The organism is Solidesulfovibrio alcoholivorans DSM 5433 (genome assembly GCF_000702665.1).
Classification (GTDB): domain Bacteria; phylum Desulfobacterota; class Desulfovibrionia; order Desulfovibrionales; family Desulfovibrionaceae; genus Solidesulfovibrio; species Solidesulfovibrio alcoholivorans.
Genome location: NZ_JNJA01000002.1, coordinates 338,423 through 356,813, shown reverse-complemented (window position 1 = coordinate 356,813; position 18,391 = coordinate 338,423). Strand labels below are relative to the sequence as shown.

The window sequence follows — 18,391 nt, the reverse complement described above, 5'->3', positions numbered from 1 at the left end:
CCCTCGCCAAGGAGTGGTATGGTCTTCGCCGTGAAACGGCCCGGGAGCATGGCAAGCGCACCCGGCGCAACGAGGCCCCATGATCGACAAGACCAAGATTGAACGGCTGCGACAGGTCATCGGCGATTTCGCCGTCAACAAGGGAAAAGTGCTCCTGCTTTTTTCCTTCCTGCTTTTCATCGTGGCCGCATATTATGTGATGGATTTCGTGACCGAGGACAGCCTCGCGGTGAAGTACAAAAAGACCACCGCCCTGGTGGAAGAGGTCCAGGAAACGAAAAACGTCCTGACCATCGTGACGAGCCAGGGATTCTTCGTGGTCGATCCCGGGTTGCGTTCGGACAAGTTCAAGAACATCGCCGACTTCTTCCGCAAGGTGAAGGAGGACGGCTCACCCGTGCGCATCGACTACAAGGATGTGGGCAACGACAAGGTCATCGAAAACGTCTTCTACCGCGCCGAATCCACCAAGTTCGGCAAGATCGGCTCGCTCAAGTAGTTCCCCGCCAGAAGCCGCACCATGTCGCCTTCTCTGACCGGCCTGTTGGCCGCCCTTGCCGCGACGGTCGTCTGGGCCGGCAATTTCGTGGTGGCCCGCGGCATCGCCCACGCCATTGCGCCCATCCAGCTCAATTTCTGGCGCTGGCTGCTGGCGCTGGCCTGCCTGCTGCCCTGGGCGCTGCCGCACCTGCGCGCCGACTGGCCGCTCATGCGCCGCCACTGGCGGCACCTTTCGGTCATGGGCCTGCTCGGCGTCACGCTGCTCAACACATTCGTCTACAAGGCCGGCCAGACGACCCAGAGCCTCAACATGGCCCTGCTCGTGCCCACGGCGCCGGTCATCATCATGCTGCTTTCCCGCATCCTCTACGCCGAACCCATCACCTGGCGGCGGCTGGCGGGCATGGGCGTCGTGCTGTGCGGCGTCCTGACGCTTCTCTCCCGGGGCGACTGGCAGCATCTGGCGGCCGTCCGCTTCAACCCCGGCGACCTCTGGGCCCTTGCCGGCGCGGCCAGCTTCGCGCTCTATTCGCTTTTCGTGCGCAACCGCCCCAAGGGGCTGTCCCTTGCCGGGTACAACGCCGCCACCTTCGCCCTGGGCCTCGTGTTCCTGCTGCCGGGGCTCGCCGTGGAAGTCGCCGTCCTGCCCGCCCCGGCGCTCACCGTGCCCGTGGTCGCGGGCATCGCCTATGCGGGCATCGGCTGCTCCACGATCGCCTACGTCCTCTGGACGCGGGCCATCGCGGGCATCGGCCCGGTGCTTGCGGGCATGGTCTACTACAGCCTGCCGCTTTTCACCGCCGTCGAATCGGCCTGGCTGCTCGGGGAGTCCATCGCGTCCTTCCACATCGTCGGCGGCGGGATGATCATCGCGGGCATCCTGTTCGCCACGGTGGACAGGCGCGTGCTGCGCTTGTCCAGACCGCAACCACGCACGGGGCAAAGGTAAGGAACGGGACGACGCGTGACTGTTCCGCAGACCTGTTGCCGCAACGCATTCGCTTCGCCACGGGCAAAAACAAAAAGGGATTTCTCCCTGAGGAGAAATCCCTTTCCCGAAAAGGCTGTCGGCGCGGCAGCCGCGCGGCGTCGAACCGACGCGCCGACGCTTCCCTAAAAATTGAGGTTGAGCTTCTTGCGGAACGCTTCCAGGTTGCGGCAGGCCCGCTGCCGGGCCGCGGCGTTGCCCTTTTCCAGGAGTTCCCGCACGAGGTCGGGCTTGGCGTCGAAGGCCTTGCGCCGGTCGCGGATGGGTTCCAGGAAGGCGGTCATGGACTCGACGAGCAGCTTCTTGCAGTCGCCACAGCCCCAGGTGGCGTGGGTGCAGCCCTCGACGATCTCGGGCAGCCGCGCCGGGTCGGTCAGAAGCTCGTGGTAGGGGAAAAGGTTGCACTCCTTGGGATCGCCGGGGTCGGTCAGGCGGGCGCGCTTTTCGCAGGTCAGCATGCTCATGACCTTCTTCTTCATGCTCGCCGGGTCCTCGGACAGGCCGATGGCGTTGCCGTAGCTCTTGCTCATCTTGCGCCCGTCGAGGCCCGTCAGCTTGGCGTCGGGCGTCAGCAGTGCCTGCGGCTCGGGGAAGAAGTTCCCGTAGAGGTGGTTGGCGCGGCGGGCGATCTCCCGGGTCAGTTCCAGGTGCGGCAGCTGGTCCTGGCCCACGGGCACGAAGGCCGGCTTGTAGAGCAGGATGTCCGAGGCCATGAGCACCGGATAACCCAGGAAGCCGTAGGTGGTCAGGTCCTTGGCCGCAAGTTCGGTCAGCTGGTCCTTGTAGGTGGGGCAGCGCTCGAGCCAGGAAACGGGCGTGAGCATGGACAGCAGCAAATGCAGCTCCACGTGCTCCTTGACCTGGGACTGCTGGAACAGCACGCATTTTTCCGGATCGAGCCCGGCCGCCACCCAGTCCTTGACCAGTTCCGGCACGAAGCCCTTGATGCGTTTGGGGTCGGCGTATTCCGTGGTCAGCGCATGCCAGTCGGCCACGAAGAAAAGGCACTCGTGGGTTTCCTGGAGCTCGACCCAGTTTTTCAGCACGCCGAAGTAGTGGCCCAGGTGCAGGGGGCCGGTGGGGCGCATGCCGGAGACGATCCGCTTGTTTTCCTTGGGGGTGTTCTCACTCATGGCAATATGATCCGTTTCCTCGTGAAGGGTATGGAAAAAAGGCGAAGGGAGGTTCCCCCGCCTAGAGCAGCATCCGGGACAACACCGCCACCGGTTGGCCGATGAGCTTGCCGAGCACGCCGAACACGGCCAGCAGGATGAGCAGCAGAAAGCCCCAGCGGCCGAAGCTCTGGTAGCGCATGGCCATGCGCGGCGGCAGGAAGGCGGCGAGCACGTTGCTGCCGTCGAGCGGCGGCACGGGCAGCATGTTGAAGATGCCGAGCGCGATGTTGACCGTGACCCCGGCCGCGCACATGTAAAGCAGCGGCTCGAGGACGCTGTACGCAAGCGTCCCCTGCGCCACGCCGCGGCCCAGGTATTCGATGCCCCGCACGGCCAGGGCGCTCAGCACGGCGAGCAGGAAGTTCATGGCCGGACCGGCCAGGGCCACGAGCATCATGCCCCTCACCGGATTGCGGAAATAGCGCGGATCCACGGGCACGGGCTTGGCCCAGCCGATCATGCGCGTGAGCAGGAAGGCCAGCGTGCCGAGCACGTCCAGGTGGTTGATGGGATTCAGCGTCAGCCGTCCGGCCAGGCGCGCCGTGGGGTCGCCGAGCCAGTTGGCCACATAGCCGTGGGCCGCCTCATGGAAGGTCACGGCCATGAGCACCGGCACCACGAGCAGGGCGATCTCCTGCATGGTCTGGGAAATTTCTGGAAACATGGGCAAGGCGGCTAGCACGAACGGCTGGTGGGGGCAAGGGCGGCGGGCCGGAGACGGCCTGGCGGCGCGCCCCGGAGCCGGCTGGGCGTCCGGGGCGCATGTCCGTGAAACGGCGGCTCCTCAGCCGGCTTTTTCCATGGCCAGGGCGACCTTGTTCTTGAGTTCCCCGAGGTCCACGGACTTGACCACGTAGTAGTCGGCGGCGATGGATTTGAGGTCGTGCTGGAAGCTGTCGTAGGCCGTGCTCAGGATCACGGGGATGCTCTGGTCCTTGCCGCGTATCTCCTGGAGCAGGTCGAGGCCCGAGCGGTTGCCGCCGAGCTTGATGTCGAGCACCACGACGTCCGGCGACACCCGGGCCATCAGCGGCAGAATCTCTTCCTCGCCGTCGGAGGTCACGACCTCGTAGCCCTCCCCTTCGAGCTCTTCCTGATAGAGCATCCGGATATGTTTCTCGTCGTCGACGACCAAAATCTTCCCGCTCATGGCTAAACTCCTTGTACCACGGCATAAAGTGATCGAATGCACGCGTCTTTCGACTTCAAGGTTATGCTGAAAAGCCCGGGCCGGGTCAACCGTTTTCCCCGGTATCTCGCCTTGATTCCAACCGCGCCGCAGGCTACACCTGCGGCCCATGATCACCGTAACACTGGGCACGAACAACACGCCAGCCACTTTCGAAAAAATCAAGACCGTCCTCCAATTGCTCAACAAACTTCACCTGCGCGTCAACGACGCCCTGGTCATCCGCGACGGCGAACTGCTCACCCCGGACCGCCACCTGCGCCCCGGCGACCACGTCGCCATCCGCCCCGTCGTGTCGCGCGGATAGGGAAGGTGAAGGAGAAAGGGGAGAAGAAAGAGGAATGCCTCCGGCGGCCAGGAGGGGCCGAGGGCCCCTCCTGGACCACCCCGTAAGGGGGGGAAGGCTTAAATATTCCGACCAGGACAGTATGCTAAGAAGCAACACCTGTCCTCCCTTTAAAAATTTTTGGGGAAGGTGGGGGTCCGGGGGAGGAAACCCCTTTTTTCAAAAAGGGGTTTCCCCCCCGGTTCTCCTCGCCCTCCCTCAAAGGATCTTATGAAATGTAAACGCTGCGGCGAGACAGCGGCGGTGAAGCTGCCGAGCCATCATGCCGGGTTTTGCCCCGATTGTTTCGAGCTGTTCTTCAAGCGCCAGGTGGAGACGGCGATCCGGCGCCACGCCATGATCGCGCCGGGCGAGAAGGTGCTGGTGGCGGTTTCCGGCGGCAAGGATTCGCTGGCGCTCTTGCGGGTACTCTCCGACCTCGGCCACGACGTGGCCGGGCTGCACGTGCACCTGGGCATCCCGGACTCCTCGGACCCGGTGTGCGCGCGCACCGAGGCGTACTGCCGGGAAAACGGATTTGCGCTCCACGTGCTGCGCATGGCGGACCTGGGACTTGCCATCCCCAAGGTCAAAGACGCGGTGCACCGCCCCATCTGCGCCGTATGCGGCAAGATCAAACGGCATTATTTCAACCGGTTCGCCTACGAAAGCGGCTATGCCGCCCTGGCCACGGGGCACAACCTGGACGACGAGACGGCGCGGCTTTTCGCCAACGTGCTGCGCTGGGACGAGGCCTACCTGGGCGGGCAGGGGCCGTCGCTGCCGGCCGAGGGGCGCTTCGTGCGCAAGATCAAGCCGCTCTACCGGCTCACCGAATTCGAAACCGCGGCCTACTGCTTCTTAAAGGGCATCGACCATTGGAAGGCGGCCTGCCCCTACTCCGGCGGGGCCAGCTTCACGAGCCACAAACGGCTCCTGTCCGACCTGGAATACACGAGCCCCGGCCAGAAAACGGCCTTTTACGAGGCGTTTCTGGCCAAGGGCAGGCAGTATTTTCGTGGGGAAGGAAACGACGCCGGGCCGATATTGCAGCCCTGCGCGCGGTGCGGCTATCCGTCGTCGGCGGAGGTCTGCGGCGTGTGCCGCATCCGCAGTCTCGTGGAAAAGGCCGGCGCGTGACGCGCCGGCCTGCGGCGATCTAGCGTTTTCTAGCGTTTGGACAGGACCTCGCCCAGGGCGTCGAGAAAGCCCTGGAGCATGGCCGGGGTGATGTCGCCCATGTGGCCGATGCGAAAGATCGGCCGCTTGCCCACGGCCTCGAAATCCTCGTTGAGCTTGGCGTAGCCGGGGTCGAACAGGTAGCCCTTGGCGCGCATGGCTTCCTTGACGGCCTTGAGATCGAAAAACGTCATGCCGCCCGGCACGACGACCGTGGTCACGGTGGGCGAGCGGTGGCCTTCCTCGGCGAACAGGCCGTACCCGGGCAACGAACGCACAAAAGCCTCGGTCTGCTCGCGCATGGCGATGTGGCGGGAAAACCGCGCCTCGATGCCCTCTTCCTTCACGATGTATTCCAGTTGCAGCCACATCTGGTTGCCGAGGCTGACGTTGGGCGTGGACTGGGTCTGGAACTTGGCCGCGCGGCCGAGGTGGGCCAGGATGTCGGACGCATGCCCCCGGGCCGTGACGTGATGCGCCTTGTCGATGGCGGCGGGGCTCACGAAGCCGATGCCGAAGCCGGCGTTTAATCCCAGCGATTTCTGCGTGGCGGTGCAGTACATGTCGCAGCCGGACGCCGCGATGCCGCTTGGCGCGCCGCCGAAGATGCTCACTCCGTCCACCACGGCGAGCGCGCCCCGGGCCTTGATCGCGCGCCCGAGCGCCACGACGTCGTTCGTCACGCCCGTGGAGGTCTCGTTGTGGGTGACGGCGACCACGGCGGGCTTGTGCGCGTCCATGGCCGCTTCCACGGCTTCGACCGTGGCGGCGCGGCCGGGCTCGACGGCGAGCAGGACCGCCTTCTTGCCGTTTTCCAGCGAAATCTTGTGCCACAGGTCGCCGAACGCGCCCATGGACACGTGCAGTATGGTCTCGCCGTCGGCGACCAGGGAGCGCACGGCCGCTTCCATGGCCGTGGAGCCCGAGCCCAGGAAAAGGATGGTCCTGTAGTCGTCCGGCAGGGCCGCGATGGCGGCGAGGTCGGCGAAGATCGGCTCGAAGCGTTTGGCGTTTTCCCTGTCGCGGTGGCCGTATTCGGGCCAGGCCCCGGCGGCGCGCACTTCGGGACGGACGTAGGTCGGGCCGGTGATGAAAAGCGTATATTCGGGAAACGGGGCGTCAGGCATGGCATGTTTCTCCGTTATTGCGGTGAGGTGCGGACCTTACGGCAAAAGCCGGAGCCGGGCAATCGGGCCGGGGGAGCTTCGGGCGGGCACGGATGCTGCATTATAGCGTCGGGGCGGCAAAATCGCCCCCCAAGGGAGGCTCGCGCCATGCCACGCATACTGGTCGCGCTGCTCGCCCTGCTGTTGGCCGCCTGCGCGCCGGTGGCCACGGGCGAGCTGGAGCGCATTCTCGATCGCCAGAGCAACGACTGCCTGACCCAGGTTTCGGGACGGCAGGATTTTCGCACCATGCGGCAAAAAACGCCGTCGTTCCTGTTGCCGTAACCGGCCCGGGCCGGCCGCCCGTGCGGGCCTCGTCGCGGTCGCCGGAAAGAAGCAAACAGGCGTCGCCAGGGCGTGCGGCCCTGACGGCGTCCGGCGAAACCCGGGAGACGGCACGGGTGGCGGAAAAGGCGGGCCGGGCGTCAGGCTGGCGCCGGCCGGTCAGCCGGCCTTCTCGTCCGCGGCGGCATTCGCCCCGGGCGCAACGGCATCATCTTCGGACTCGGACCGGGCCTCGGGATAGACGACCTGTCCGGTGGCTTCGTCGAAGTACGGCCCTTCCTCGACGTCCGGGCGCTCGGTCTTGCGCTGCTGTTTTTCTTCCTTCTTTTTCTTCTTGGCCAGTTCCTTGGCTCTCTTGGCGAATGTATACGCGTTCTTGGCCACTTCTCCTCCTGTGTCATGGTGTCCGGCGGGGGTCGTCCGACCCACGGCCAAGGCGACGGGATCGACGCCTCATCGGAGGCAACGACGCCTCGTATTGACTATACCCGAAAGCGCTGAGGGGGGAAAGGGCAAAAGCGTCCGCGACCGCACGCCGCCATCCGGCCCGCTCCATCTTGCCCGCCGCGCGCCCGGGCGCTATAGGCTCCCGATGCACGAGCCTGAAATCATCCTCATCCGCGTCTCCGGCCTGGACAAGCCCGGCCTCACCGCCGCCGTCACCGCCGAACTGGCCCGCCACAAAGCCGACGTCCTGGACATCGGCCAGTCCGTCATCCACGACACGCTTTCCCTCGGTATCCTGGTCAAGGCCCCGAGCGGCGGCGAATCCACGCCCTTTTTGAAGGACCTGCTGTTTTGCGGCCACAAGCTCGGGGTCAACCTGTCCTTCACCCCGGTGGACGCGGCGAGCTACGAGTCCTGGGTGGACGCGCAGGGCAAGGACCGGCGCATCGTCACGCTGCTCGCCCGCAGGCTGACCGCCGAGCAGATCGCCGCGGTCACGGGCGTCATCGCGGACAACGGGCTCAACATCGACGTCATCACCCGCCTGTCCGGCCGGGCGTCGCTTTCCGGCGCCAACCAGCCGCGCATGGCCTGCGTGGAATTTTCCGTGCGCGGCACGCCCGAGGACCTGACGGCGCTCAAAAGCGAATTCCTGGCCATCTCCGGGGCGCTCGGCGTGGACATCGCCATCCAGGAGGACAACGCCTTCCGCCGCAACCGCCGGCTCGTGGCCTTCGACATGGACTCGACGCTGATCGCCGCCGAGGTCATCGACGAACTGGCCAAGGCGGCGGGCGCGGGCGAGGCCGTGGCCGCCATCACCGAATCGGCCATGCGCGGCGAGATCGACTTCAAGGAAAGCCTGCGCCGCCGTCTGCGCCAGTTGCAGGGGCTTCCCGCCGCCACCCTGGAGACCGTGGCCGCGCGCATTCCGCTCAACGACGGGGCCGAGCGGCTCATCGCCAACCTCAAGCGCTTCGGTTACAAGATCGCCATCATCTCCGGCGGCTTCACCTATTTCGGCAACCGCCTCAAGGAACGGCTGGGCATCGACTACGTCTTCGCCAACGAGCTGGAAATCAAGGACAACAAGCTCACGGGCGAGGTGCTCGGCGACATCGTGGACGCGACGCGCAAGGCCGACATCCTGCGCATGCTGGCCGACAGGGAAGGACTCTCCCTGCAACAGGTGATCGCCGTGGGCGACGGGGCCAACGACCTGCCCATGCTCGGCATCGCGGGCCTCGGCATCGCCTACCACGCCAAGCCCGTGGTAAAAAAAGGCGCGGGACAGGCCATCTCCACCCTGGGCCTGGACAGCATCCTCTACCTGGTCGGCGTGCGGGACCGCGACACCTTGTCGTAACGCAGACGTCGCAGCATTACCCGGCTGGCCGCGCCCACGGGACTTGTTGACACGCCTTGTCCGAATCGTCACAATTCTGTCACACCACTGTCGCCCGTAACAAGGGACGAAAAGGGTTGACGGAATCGCGATCCCAAGGCCGCCAAGCCTGGGGAAAACCCGGAGTGTGACGTGGAAACCCCGCTCGACAACGCCATCCATTCGCTCAAGGTGGATGTCCTGCAAATGATGCATCTGGCCCAGGACGCCGTGAAAAAAGCGGTGTCCAGCCTGCTTGAGCACAACGCCGCCAAGGCCCGCGAAGTCATCGACGCGGACCGCGAGATCAACGACTACGAGTGCCGGGTCGATTCGGAGAGCCTGAAAATCCTGGCCCTGCACCATCCCGTGGCCAAGGACCTGCGCTTCATCGTCGGGTCCATGCGCATGCTGGTCAACATCGAGCGGCTGGGCGACGAGGCGGTCAACATCGCCGAGCGGGTGGTCGTCCTCACCACCGAGCCGCGCCAGCCCATGCACGAGGACCTGCGCCGCCTGGCCGACCTGGCCCTGGAGCTCATGCGCGCCTGCATCAACTGCTACATGGACCTCAATGCCGAGGCGGCCGTGGCGATTATCGCGCAAAACGCCGCGGCGCTCGACCTCAACGTGCGCATCTTCCGGGAGGTGACGAGCGAGATGATCCGCGAGTCCCGGCCAGTGGAACGCGCGGTGCAGCAGTCCTTCGTGGCCCACAGCCTCAAGCGCATCTGTGACCAGTGCGCCAACATCGCCGAATCCACGATTTTCATCCGCAAGGCCATCGACTACAAGCACAAGTGCGGCCTGCCGTCCCAGGGCGGCTGAGCCCCGCCACGCTCGCGGCTTCCTTCCCAAGCCTGCCGCTCTCTCTTCAAGCCCGCGCGATACTCCGCTCCCCTTTCGAGGAGGTCCAGGAGGGGGTCACCCCCTCCTGGCCGCCGGAGGCATTCTCCCCCCTCGCCACCACTCTCCCTGTTTCTCCCCCCTCGCCACCACTCTCCCCGTTTCTCCCCCCTCGCCACCACTCTCCCCGTTTCTCCCCCCTCGCCACCACTCTCCCCGTTTCTCCTCACCCTCGCTCCTACTCCCTCGCCGCCTTCTCGCGTTTGCGGGCGGTCGGGTCGCGGTGTTCGCAGGGCACGCCCACCTGGCACAGGCCGCAGCTGTTGACCGGGATGCCGGGCATCTGCCCGGTGGCCACGTAGGGCGCGGTGACGCCCCGGATGTAGTCCTTGCAGCGGGTCTTGTCGTGGCCGGCTTCGCTGATGGCCCCGACGGGGCAGCGTTTCATGCAGGCCCGGCAGGGGACGCCCGTGGCGCGCAGGCACCAGGCGTCGTGGCGGGCGTAGGGGCGCGGCGTGGGGGGATAGGCCGCCCGCGCCACCACGCTGCCCACGCGCACGGCCTTGCCGGCCGGGGTGATGAGCCCGTCCGAAAGGCCGAACGTGCCCAGGCCGCAGGCGTGGGCGGTGTGGCGCTCGGACCAGCGCGAGGCGAAGCCGTAGCGCGGCGAGAGCGCGCGTCCCCATTGCGGCGACAGGACCGGGGCCGTTGCGGCGACACCCTGTGCGGCCAGCCGGTCCACGACGAAGCGGCGCAGGGCCTCGTTGACCTTCTCGCCCCAGTGCCTGGCCTGGCTCCAGGGCAGACTCGGCAATTCGCGGCACTGCCTGTGCGCCTCGCGCGTGGCCGCTGTCTGCGGCAGCACCCAGGCGATGACGGAAAGTTCCTCGGCCGGCGCGGAAGCGTCCGGGAACGCGTCGGCGAAGGCGGCCTCGGGCGTCCAGTAGAAGTCCGGGCCGATGTCGTCGCGCAGGAACGCAAAGAGCGGGTCCGCGCCCGCGGCGAAGCCGATCAGCGGCGCATCGAAGGCGGGCAGCCCGGAGCCCGGCCACAGCGCGTTGTTGGCCCGGTCGGCCATCCAGGCCATGATGTCCGCAACGATCCCTTCCATGGCGTCCCTCCCCGCATGCCCTGTGCACACGGCCACATAGCACCAGCCCCTCCCCCTACCGGGGTGGTCCTGGAGGGGCCCTCGGCCCCTCCAGGTCGCCGGAGGCATTCTTCTCCCCTACTCTCCCGTCTCTCCCCTCTCTACTTCTTGCCGCGCTTGCGCTGGTATTTGTTCACGGCGTTGATATGTTCGTCGAGGGTCTTGCTGAACTTGTGTTCGCCTTCGCCCGTGGCCACGAAGTAGTAGAGATCATGGACTTCGGGCGCGGTCACGGCTTGCAGGGACTTGAGCCCCGGCGAGCAGATGGGGCCGGGGGGCAGGCCCGGGCGCACGTAGGTGTTGTAGGGGTTGGCGGTGTCTTCGAGGTTGGCGCGGGTGAGGTTGCCGTCAAATTTTTCGCCGAGGCCGTAGATGATGGTGGGATCGGTTTGCAGCAGCATGCCCCTGGCGAGGCGGTTGGCGAACACGCCGGCCACGCGCGGGCGTTCGGCATCGACGCCGGTTTCCTTTTCCACGATGGAGGCCAGCGTCACGGCGGCGAGGAGGTCCTTGCCCTTGGGATGGGTGTCGCCGGGCCAGACGGCTTCGGCCTGTTTCCAGAATTCCTTGAGCATGGCCTCGACGACGTAGGTCCCGTCGTCGCCGCGCTTGCGGGTGAAGAGGTAGGTGTTGGGGAAGAGGAATCCTTCGGCGCTTTGGGCCGGGATGTCGTATTTGGCCAGGAGCTTGGGGTCGCTTGCGGCTTTCAGGAACGCGCCGGCCGAGCACAGGCCGGCCTCTTCGGCGAGCCGCGCGATCTGGCGCATGGTGAGGCCTTCGGGCGCGGCGAGCTTGTGTTGCACGCCTTTGGCGGTGGTCAGGTAGTCGAGGAGCTGGGTCGGGGTCCAGCCGGTGCTGACTTCGAATTCGCCGGCCTTTACCTTGCCGCCTTTGCCGGTGACGCGCGCGAGCAGCCGGAAACCGTCGGCGTCGCGCAGCGCGCCTTCGGTCACGAGCATCTTGGCGGTGGTTTCGAAGGACTGGCCGGGCTCGATGAAGACGACCTTGGTTTCACCCGGCCTGGCCGGCGGGATGGTGAGAAATTCGTAAGCCTTGTAGCCGATCAGGCCGGCGAGGCCGATCAGGAGGATGCAGACGCCGAGGAGGAGGGATCGCAGCATAATGCTCCGCCGCGCAGGTAGCGCTCCAGTATGACGGCGGCGGCTTCGGCGTCGAGCCGGGCCGCCAGTTCGCGGCCGGAAAGTCCGGCCTCTCGCAGCCGTTCGGCCGCTTCTTCCGTGGAGTGGGCCTCGTCGGCGCAGTCCACGGGGATGTCCGTGCGCCGTTTGAGCCGTTCGATGAAGTTGCGCACCTGCCGGCCGGTGAGGCCTTCGTCGCCGCCGGCGCGCGCGGGGTAGCCCACGACGATGCATGCGGGGCGCACCTCGGTGATAACGTCAAGCAGCTCGCGAAACAAGGCTTCGCGGGTTTCCCAGGCGACGGTGCGCAGGGCGAAGACGACGGTCCCGCCGGGATCGGTCGCGGCGAGCCCGACGCGGGCCTGTCCGTAGTCTATGGCGAGAATTCGCGGCATGGGGCTTTCCGGGAGCAGCCGCCGGTCGGCCGGCTGCCGTCCTTGCGACGCCGCAGCGCCTTGCAAGGGGTCACGGAGACCTACGCGACATCCCTTCCCCTTGCAAGGCGACGGCAGAGCGCTCCTGGCGCGCAGTCCGCCTACGGCAACGCCTCGATGATCTCGTGGATCCGGTAGGCCACGCGGGCGTAGGCGCTATTCGTCAGGTGCAGCTCGTTTTCCCAGTCCGTATCGGGATTCACCAGATCCCGCACATCGGCATGGTGGAAGTTGGCGCAATCGGCGTCGAGCTTCGCGAGCATCGTATTGTAACGATCGATGAGCGTCTTCACGATGGCGCAACCGTATTTTTGCACATCGATCCTCTTGCTCGCCAGAGCCGGGCGCAACCATGGCCCGGCGAAGCAGAACCCGAAGATGCCCACCCCCTTGCCCGTCGGGACGGGGCAGCCGTATCCGTGCATGACGATGTGGGTTCCAGGGCTCGCATCTTTGACCTTCCCGATCAATGCCACGAGAATCCTTTCGAAGTACGCGAACATGTAGTCCACGACAGGCAGACGGAGAAAGGACGCGTCCCCGGAGGCGGTATGGTTGAGGTAGGCGGCGAACTCGTCCCCGGCGATGTCGTTGCCGCCGCCCGAGAACAGGAAGACTTTGGGCTTGTACTTGGCCAGGGCCTGGGCGACGAGCTCGAACTGGCAGGGGCGCGGCGCAAAACTGCCGGTGTTCTTGCTGCCGTAGACCATGTTCTCCAGGGTGTCCCCGGCCTGGGCGAAATTCTTGATGTCGTAGCCGTGGTAGTAGCGCAGGCAATCGATCAAATCCGTGCCGGGCATGTAGTCGAACCAGGAATCCCCTTCGGCGACCAGACGCGGCCCCGACCCCAAGGCCGCCGTCCGGGTGCCGGCGATGGCGGCTTGCACGCCAAGGCCCGTGGCTTCCGCCTTGAAGGATTGCAACTGGGCTTGCGTGAGGCTGTCGAGATGGGCGTAGTCTTTCCGTAACTGCGCATAATCAGCCATGATCGTTCTCCTTGTCCGTGCACCGGCACGATGCCGGGCACGCGCGTGCCGTTTGGCATCGGGAACCGCGACCGCCCGCCAGGGGGAACACCGCCGCACCGCGCGTGCCGCGCCCGCGAAAGGCGCGCCGCTTCATTGCCGCGCTCCGGGACGCCGCGCGCTAGGGCGCCGTCACAAGGCCCGTGCCCAGATCGGCCGGATCGTCGCCCGGCGCGAACACGTTGCCGCGGGCCGTGCCCAGGAGCTTGGCCTGCACCATCCTGGCCCGCAGCGCGGAAGGCATGCCCTGCGCCAGGGTTTCCCACCACAACGCCGCCACGCCGGCCACATGGGGGCAGGCCATGCTGGTCCCGCTTTTCGCGCCGAGCCCGCCGCCGGGTACGGCGGAGGTCACCTGCGCCCCCGGCGCCACAATCTGGGGATACGTATTGGAGAAATACGTCACCGCGTATTTCCCCCCCTCGGCCTGCTCCACGGCGCCGACGCTGATGATGTTCTTCGCGGCCGCCGGCAGTCCGGCCCCGATGACGTAACGGGGGCGGTCGCTGCTGTTGCCCGCTGCGGCGATGCACAGCGTGCCCTGGTCCCACACCGCGTTGTCCACCGCCAGGGCGAACAGGTTGTCGAACAGCTGCACATTGGCCCGGTAGGCTTCGAGGGTTTTCGAGGTCGCCGCCTCGACGGGCATGCCCGCGGCGACGTAATGCGCGACCTGGCCCGAGAAATCCAGGCCCAGGGACATGGAAATGATGTTCGCCCCTTGCTGCAGGGCCCAAAGCACCCCTTCGACGATCATCTCCGTGGAACCCGGGCCGCTGTCGTCGAACACCTTGCCGACAAGGGCCTTTTTCACGCCCGGCGCGATGCCGATGCGCACGCCGTTGGCCGAGCCGCCGAAAATGGTCCCCGCGCAATGGGTACCGTGGCCCTGGACGTCGCCGTTGCCGCAGCCGCTGAAATCCTTTTCCTCGATGGCCACGCCCGAAAACGCCGGATGGCTTTTGTCGATCCCCGTATCGAGCACCGCGACCACCGCGCCTTTGCCCGTATAAGCCGACCGCGTCGCGCCGACGGCGTCGAGCCCCCAAACCGGCCCGGGGGCGCTTTCCGTCACGGGCCGCACGAGCATCGTGGCCATGGGGGGGGCGATGCCCACGACATCCGGTCCCCGACTCGAATCCAGGATCTCCTTGGGCGTCAGCGTGGCCGTGTCCAGCCGCAACTCCGGAGGAGCCGAAACCGCAGCCGGAGCGGCCATTGTCTCGAATCCCGCGCCCCAGCGCGTTGCGGCATGCCGCGACGCAGCCGCCACCGCAAAGGGTTCGGACATATCTCTCTTGGCCACGTTGCGGACTATGAGAACTTTTTCCAAAATGCCCATGTTCCACCTCCTGTACTGACCAGTTTCCCACACTCTTCTACAATGCGATATATCGCAGGCGGCATGGCAAGAATCAATATATTTTAATTTATATTTTACCATGGAATCTCACCAGGATACGCGGCGCGTGCCGCAGCGCAAAAAAAAAAGCCCCCTCCAACGAAGGGGGCTTCCTGAAAAGGCCTGACGAACGGGAGCGATGTCCGCGTTCGCCTAGCCGCGCACGCGGGCGTCCTTGACATTTTTTTTCAGCAGTTTCTTCCACTTGGGGCCGTCCAGCGCCTCGGCCAGGTACTCGAGCGTGTGCAGCACCGGATGCTTGTCGCGCAGCTCCGCAAGGATGCGGTTGATGCCCATCTTGCACGACGGGCAGCCGACCAGGATCGGCATCGTTTCCGGCGCGTCGGCCAGGTTCTCGGCCAGCGTGACGCGCTTGCGCTCGCGAATCCGGTTGTAGATGGCGGGCGTGGTCATCGCCCCCATGCCGGACTCGCCGCAGCAGTTGGGCGAAAGCTCCACAGGCCGGCCCGTGACCTTGCGCAGGGCCGCCATGTACATACCCGTGGCCTTGTTCTTCGGCACGTCGGCCCACTCGCAGTGGCAGGCGGCATGGTAGAGGATCGGCGTGGTGTCCCCCGACGCCGGGAAATCCAGACGGCCGAGCAGAAACTGCGTGACATCCATGTGCGCGAGGTCCGGCCGCAACGTCTTGAGTTCGTGTTCCTCCAGCGCCTCGCGGCAGGTGCCGCAGCTCGTCAGGCAGTGGGAAGGCGAAAGCCCCAGTTGCTCCGCCTCTTCGAGCAGCGCGCGCAGCGCCTCGCGGTTGCGCTCGCGGTTGCGGCGATACTCCTCGCCCATGCCCGCGGCGAGCAGCGGATAACCGCAGCACAGATGCCGGTGGGGGATGAGCACCGCCACCTCGGCCCGCAGCAGCAGATGCACCGCCGCCATGCCGATGGCGCTCGAAAAAAGCGACGCGCCGCAGCCCGGAAAATAGAGCACCGTCTCGGGGGCCTCGCGCCCCTCCTTGGGGATGAAGATGGAACCCTTGTCCAGGTCCAGCCGCTCGGAGAGATTGCGCAGCCCGATGGACGGGTTGGGGCCGCGCAGGGCCGGGTTCTCGATGCGGTCGCGCCAGAAGCGCGGCAGAAGCGGCATGGCCTTGTTGTGGAACTGCTGGCCGTAGGCCGCGAGCTTGGCCGCCCTGGGCGCGCGGTCGGACACGTCCTCGACCAGGTACGACAGGACCTTGTGCTTGATGGGATGCCCGCCGCAGCCCTGCTGGTCCAGGAAATTGCGCAGCCCCAGCGCCACCTTGCCGGACTCGATCTTCACCGAACACACGCCCGTGCACTTGCCGCAGGCCGTGCAGTGGTCGATGATGCCGCGCAGCTTGTCGAGCAGCGCCGGATCGGGCTCGCCATGCGCGATCTGGGAATAGTAGATGGCCTCTATAATCGCGCCAAGGGCGATGTTCTTGTTACGCGGATGATAGAGCATCCCGTATTCCGGCGCGAACATCGGGCAGACCTGCTTGCACTTGCCGCAGCGGTTGCAGAACTGGATGCCGCTTAGAATCGAAATCAGCGTATCCTTGTCGGGTAACGCCGTCTTCTTGATGTCGCGGATCAAGCGGTTAAACGAAAAGGTGTAGGGCTCGACGGCCAACTCGCGCGTGGTCAGCTTGCCCGGGTTGATGAGGCCCTTGGGGTCCACGCGTTTCTTGTAGGCGCGCAGGGCCTCGATCTTGGCCTCGGCGAGGAACGCGATCTTGGTGATGCCAATGCCGTGTTCGCCCGAGACCGCGCCGCCGAGCTGGGTGACCTTCTCGAAGACCTTTTCCGCCGCCTCCCAGGCTTGCCGCATCATCTCGGGGTCGTTGGAATTGACCGGGATGTTCACGTGGCAGTTGCCGTCGCCCGCGTGCATGTGGCTCGCCACCTCGATGCGCGTGGCGGCAAGGTCGGCGTGGATGGCGGCGAGGCGGTCCTTGAGCCGGGGATAGCGCGCGGCGAGGTCCGTGAAGAAGTAGTAGGTCTGCATCTCCACTTCCGAGTCGGACAGGTCCCGGCCCGTGATGCGCCCGCGCAGCACGCGGTCGCAAAATTCCAGCTCCATGGCGATGAATTCGTCCGAAGCCGGGATGCCGGGCAGCCGGCCGGCGTTTTGCAGGGCCGTGCGGTAGGCATGGGCGATGCAGTGGAGGTTCAAGTCCTCCAGGAATTCGGCGAACTCCGGCACGACGGACAGCGGGATGACCACGTCCTCGTTGATCTTGAAGCCCGAGGTGCGCCTGGAGATGGCCGAGAGCTTGTGCCGGTCCTCCCAGTACAGTTCCGCGGTCTTGGCGTCCTTGGCCTCGAACACGTCCACATTGTCGTAGGGATCGACGATGTCCACGATGTCGGCCGCGGCGCGCATGAGCGCGTCCTCGTCGTCGGAGTCGAGCTGGAGCAGCAGCACGGAAATGGGGTCGCCCTCGTAGAGCGAGGACTTCTTCACGTAGTTGATGGCCCGTACGTACTTGGAGTTGAACTCCTCCAGCGCGGAAATCTTGACCGCGTCGCCTTCTTCGCGGATGCGGTTGCGCAGGCCCACCACGTCGCGGATGACGCACATGGCGTTCTTCATGGAGCGGCCGAAAAATTCCAGGCACAGCGTGCGCGAATACTTGGGGATCGGATAAAGCGCGAAGCAGGCCTCGGTGATGATGCCGTCCACGCCTTCCTTCTGCACGCCGGGCAGGCCGCCGAGGTACTTGTTGGAGACGTCCTTGCCCAGGTCCTTCGCCCGGATCTGGTCGCCGGGCAGGCTTATGACGTCGCGCACCGCGCCCTCGCCGTCGAGCACCTCGAACACGGCCGTCTCGTCGGGACGGATCTTGTGGCGCGGGTGGTCCACCCGGCGCACCTCGATGATCTCGCCCGTGGCCTCGACCATCTTGTAACTGATGATGTTGTCGAGCGTGGTGCCGTATTCAAAGGCGAAGGGTCCGCCGGCGTTCTCGGCGATATTGCCGCCAAGCGACGACGCGGCCTTGGAGGCCGGGTCCACGGTGAAGAGCAGGCCCTTGGCCTCGGCGGCCTTGATGGCCTTCATGGTGATGACGCCGGTCTGGGCGCAAAGCGTCCTGGCTTCCGTGTCGACGGAAATGATCTTCTTGAATTTCGAAAGGCTCAGGATCACCGAGCGGCGGTGCGCCGGCACGGCGCCGCCGGTCAGGCCCGAACCGCCGCCGCGCGGGATGACGGCGAATTCCAGCTCGTTGGCCAGGCGCAGAATATGGCGGATATGCTCGGCCGACTCGGGCAGGAGCATGCACAGCGGGATCTCCATGCGCAGGTCCGTGGCGTCCGTGGAACACTCGACCAGGGAGTGCGCCGCGGTGACCACATCCTCTGCCGGCAGGAACTGGCGCAGGCGTTCGACCAGATTGTCGCGAAAGCGCTTGTCCGCCTCGAACACGTCCCAAAAGGCCTTGTAGGCCCTGCGAATGGTGCGGGGATAGTCGCCCCAGGCCTTGGGGTTGGCTTCGGCGAGGCGTTTTTCCACCGAGGCCTTGACGTCGTCGGGCTTGATGAAGGGATTGGCGCGCACGAGAAAAAGTTCGGCGGCCACGGCCACGGCGAGGTTTCGCGCGTCCTCGGGCCAGGAATCGAGTTCCTCGGGGCTGATGTCGAGGACCCGCGGCACAAGGCGTTCGAGGGGCAGGGATATATGAGGCGTTCGCTCCGACATATTGGGCGCTTCCGGCGAGGGTTGAAATGAGGGAGGGAGTCAGATAATGCCGAAGCCGGCGTTTGGCAAGGCTTGGCC

The 18,391-nt window shown here is 65.8% G+C and carries 18 protein-coding genes; 7 read left to right on the top strand and 11 right to left on the bottom strand.

Going from position 1 to position 18,391, the window contains the following annotated elements; translation table 11 throughout:
• The first annotated feature begins 79 nt into the window (after positions 1-79).
• Together Q368_RS0104850 and Q368_RS0104845 are read left to right on the top strand one after the other, a co-directional pair.
• Positions 80-499 carry a hypothetical protein gene (locus Q368_RS0104850; RefSeq protein ID WP_029457759.1) on the top strand — a complete coding sequence of 140 codons (420 nt, stop codon included), beginning with the start codon at positions 80-82 and terminating at the stop codon, positions 497-499.
• Between the two features lie 21 nt (positions 500-520).
• Positions 521-1,450 (top strand): DMT family transporter, encoded by a 930-nt coding sequence (locus Q368_RS0104845; protein ID WP_029457757.1) that lies wholly within the window; start codon positions 521-523, stop codon positions 1,448-1,450.
• Positions 1,451-1,614: 164 nt separating this feature from the next.
• Here the strand turns inward: Q368_RS0104845 and trpS are convergent, their stop codons facing one another.
• The 3 genes from trpS to Q368_RS0104830 form a co-directional block, all read right to left on the bottom strand.
• Complete coding sequence (trpS, locus tag Q368_RS0104840; protein ID WP_029457755.1) at positions 1,615-2,622, bottom strand: tryptophan--tRNA ligase; 1,008 nt, start codon at positions 2,620-2,622, stop codon at positions 1,615-1,617.
• A gap of 61 nt (positions 2,623-2,683) precedes the next feature.
• Positions 2,684-3,328 carry a site-2 protease family protein gene (locus Q368_RS0104835; protein ID WP_029457752.1) on the bottom strand — a complete coding sequence of 215 codons (645 nt, stop codon included), beginning with the start codon at positions 3,326-3,328 and terminating at the stop codon, positions 2,684-2,686.
• A gap of 120 nt (positions 3,329-3,448) precedes the next feature.
• Positions 3,449-3,814 (bottom strand): response regulator, encoded by a 366-nt coding sequence (locus Q368_RS0104830; RefSeq protein WP_029457751.1) that lies wholly within the window; start codon positions 3,812-3,814, stop codon positions 3,449-3,451.
• Positions 3,815-3,962: 148 nt separating this feature from the next.
• Here Q368_RS0104830 and Q368_RS0104825 point away from each other — a divergent pair, with 148 nt between their 5' ends.
• Both Q368_RS0104825 and Q368_RS0104820 read left to right on the top strand, forming a co-directional pair.
• Positions 3,963-4,160, top strand: a complete 198-nt coding sequence (locus Q368_RS0104825; RefSeq protein WP_029457749.1) for a MoaD/ThiS family protein — start codon at positions 3,963-3,965, stop codon at positions 4,158-4,160.
• Positions 4,161-4,409: 249 nt separating this feature from the next.
• On the top strand, positions 4,410-5,318 hold the full coding sequence (locus tag Q368_RS0104820) for a PP-loop family protein (protein WP_029457747.1): 909 nt from the start codon (positions 4,410-4,412) through the stop codon (positions 5,316-5,318).
• Positions 5,319-5,347: 29 nt separating this feature from the next.
• On the opposite strand, the gene Q368_RS0104815 is transcribed toward Q368_RS0104820, so the two are convergent.
• The gene (locus Q368_RS0104815) at positions 5,348-6,484 is read right to left on the bottom strand and encodes a pyridoxal-phosphate-dependent aminotransferase family protein (protein ID WP_029457746.1); all 1,137 of its coding nucleotides are present in this window, start codon (positions 6,482-6,484) and stop codon (positions 5,348-5,350) included.
• 147 nt (positions 6,485-6,631) lie between these two features.
• Here Q368_RS0104815 and Q368_RS26590 point away from each other — a divergent pair, with 147 nt between their 5' ends.
• Complete coding sequence (locus Q368_RS26590; protein ID WP_169740590.1) at positions 6,632-6,808, top strand: hypothetical protein; 177 nt, start codon at positions 6,632-6,634, stop codon at positions 6,806-6,808.
• Between the two features lie 159 nt (positions 6,809-6,967).
• Here Q368_RS26590 and Q368_RS0104805 read toward each other — a convergent pair whose 3' ends face one another.
• A complete protein-coding gene (locus tag Q368_RS0104805; RefSeq protein ID WP_029457744.1) occupies positions 6,968-7,192 on the bottom strand; it encodes a hypothetical protein in 225 nt (74 codons plus the stop codon).
• Positions 7,193-7,400: 208 nt separating this feature from the next.
• Between Q368_RS0104805 and serB the strand changes: the two genes are divergently transcribed.
• Both serB and phoU read left to right on the top strand, forming a co-directional pair.
• The gene (gene serB, locus Q368_RS0104800; RefSeq protein WP_029457743.1) at positions 7,401-8,621 is read left to right on the top strand and encodes a phosphoserine phosphatase SerB; all 1,221 of its coding nucleotides are present in this window, start codon (positions 7,401-7,403) and stop codon (positions 8,619-8,621) included.
• A gap of 171 nt (positions 8,622-8,792) precedes the next feature.
• Positions 8,793-9,467: a phosphate signaling complex protein PhoU gene (gene phoU / locus Q368_RS0104795; RefSeq protein WP_029457741.1), complete on the top strand. Its 675-nt coding sequence runs from the start codon at positions 8,793-8,795 to the stop codon at positions 9,465-9,467.
• 256 nt (positions 9,468-9,723) lie between these two features.
• On the opposite strand, the gene Q368_RS0104790 is transcribed toward phoU, so the two are convergent.
• From Q368_RS0104790 to Q368_RS0104765, 6 genes are all read right to left on the bottom strand, one after another.
• Positions 9,724-10,596 (bottom strand): hypothetical protein, encoded by an 873-nt coding sequence (locus tag Q368_RS0104790; protein WP_029457740.1) that lies wholly within the window; start codon positions 10,594-10,596, stop codon positions 9,724-9,726.
• A gap of 140 nt (positions 10,597-10,736) precedes the next feature.
• Positions 10,737-11,756 carry an endolytic transglycosylase MltG gene (gene mltG, locus Q368_RS0104785; protein ID WP_029457738.1) on the bottom strand — a complete coding sequence of 340 codons (1,020 nt, stop codon included), beginning with the start codon at positions 11,754-11,756 and terminating at the stop codon, positions 10,737-10,739.
• Complete coding sequence (gene ruvX, locus Q368_RS0104780; protein WP_029457736.1) at positions 11,717-12,169, bottom strand: Holliday junction resolvase RuvX; 453 nt, start codon at positions 12,167-12,169, stop codon at positions 11,717-11,719. Before ruvX ends, mltG begins: the two co-directional genes overlap by 40 nt.
• 140 nt (positions 12,170-12,309) lie before the next feature.
• Positions 12,310-13,194, bottom strand: coding sequence for an SGNH/GDSL hydrolase family protein (locus Q368_RS0104775; RefSeq protein ID WP_029457734.1), 885 nt, complete (start codon positions 13,192-13,194; stop codon positions 12,310-12,312).
• Between the two features lie 160 nt (positions 13,195-13,354).
• Positions 13,355-14,575 carry a S8 family peptidase gene (locus tag Q368_RS0104770; RefSeq protein WP_029457732.1) on the bottom strand — a complete coding sequence of 407 codons (1,221 nt, stop codon included), beginning with the start codon at positions 14,573-14,575 and terminating at the stop codon, positions 13,355-13,357.
• Positions 14,576-14,788: 213 nt separating this feature from the next.
• Entirely contained in the window at positions 14,789-18,313 is a 3,525-nt protein-coding gene (locus Q368_RS0104765; protein WP_029457731.1) for an FAD-binding and (Fe-S)-binding domain-containing protein, read from the bottom strand.
• Between the last annotated feature and the right edge of the window lie 78 nt (positions 18,314-18,391).

Excerpts from the sequence above, each read along its gene's own strand:
- Q368_RS0104775 (WP_029457734.1), bottom strand. The coding sequence starts at position 13,194 with ATGGCTGATTATGCGCAGTTACGGAAAGACTACGCCCATCTCGACAGC.
- Q368_RS26590 (WP_169740590.1), top strand. The coding sequence starts at position 6,632 with ATGCCACGCATACTGGTCGCGCTGCTCGCCCTGCTGTTGGCCGCCTGC.
- ruvX (WP_029457736.1), bottom strand. The coding sequence starts at position 12,169 with ATGCCGCGAATTCTCGCCATAGACTACGGACAGGCCCGCGTCGGGCTC.
- serB (WP_029457743.1), top strand. The coding sequence starts at position 7,401 with ATGCACGAGCCTGAAATCATCCTCATCCGCGTCTCCGGCCTGGACAAG.
- Q368_RS0104850 (WP_029457759.1), top strand. The coding sequence starts at position 80 with ATGATCGACAAGACCAAGATTGAACGGCTGCGACAGGTCATCGGCGAT.
- Q368_RS0104825 (WP_029457749.1), top strand. The coding sequence starts at position 3,963 with ATGATCACCGTAACACTGGGCACGAACAACACGCCAGCCACTTTCGAA.
- trpS (WP_029457755.1), bottom strand. The coding sequence starts at position 2,622 with ATGAGTGAGAACACCCCCAAGGAAAACAAGCGGATCGTCTCCGGCATG.
- Q368_RS0104765 (WP_029457731.1), bottom strand. The coding sequence starts at position 18,313 with ATGTCGGAGCGAACGCCTCATATATCCCTGCCCCTCGAACGCCTTGTG.
- Q368_RS0104830 (WP_029457751.1), bottom strand. The coding sequence starts at position 3,814 with ATGAGCGGGAAGATTTTGGTCGTCGACGACGAGAAACATATCCGGATG.
- mltG (WP_029457738.1), bottom strand. The coding sequence starts at position 11,756 with ATGCTGCGATCCCTCCTCCTCGGCGTCTGCATCCTCCTGATCGGCCTC.
- Q368_RS0104845 (WP_029457757.1), top strand. The coding sequence starts at position 521 with ATGTCGCCTTCTCTGACCGGCCTGTTGGCCGCCCTTGCCGCGACGGTC.
- Q368_RS0104835 (WP_029457752.1), bottom strand. The coding sequence starts at position 3,328 with ATGTTTCCAGAAATTTCCCAGACCATGCAGGAGATCGCCCTGCTCGTG.
- Q368_RS0104790 (WP_029457740.1), bottom strand. The coding sequence starts at position 10,596 with ATGGAAGGGATCGTTGCGGACATCATGGCCTGGATGGCCGACCGGGCC.
- Q368_RS0104820 (WP_029457747.1), top strand. The coding sequence starts at position 4,410 with ATGAAATGTAAACGCTGCGGCGAGACAGCGGCGGTGAAGCTGCCGAGC.
- Q368_RS0104815 (WP_029457746.1), bottom strand. The coding sequence starts at position 6,484 with ATGCCTGACGCCCCGTTTCCCGAATATACGCTTTTCATCACCGGCCCG.
- Q368_RS0104770 (WP_029457732.1), bottom strand. The coding sequence starts at position 14,575 with ATGGGCATTTTGGAAAAAGTTCTCATAGTCCGCAACGTGGCCAAGAGA.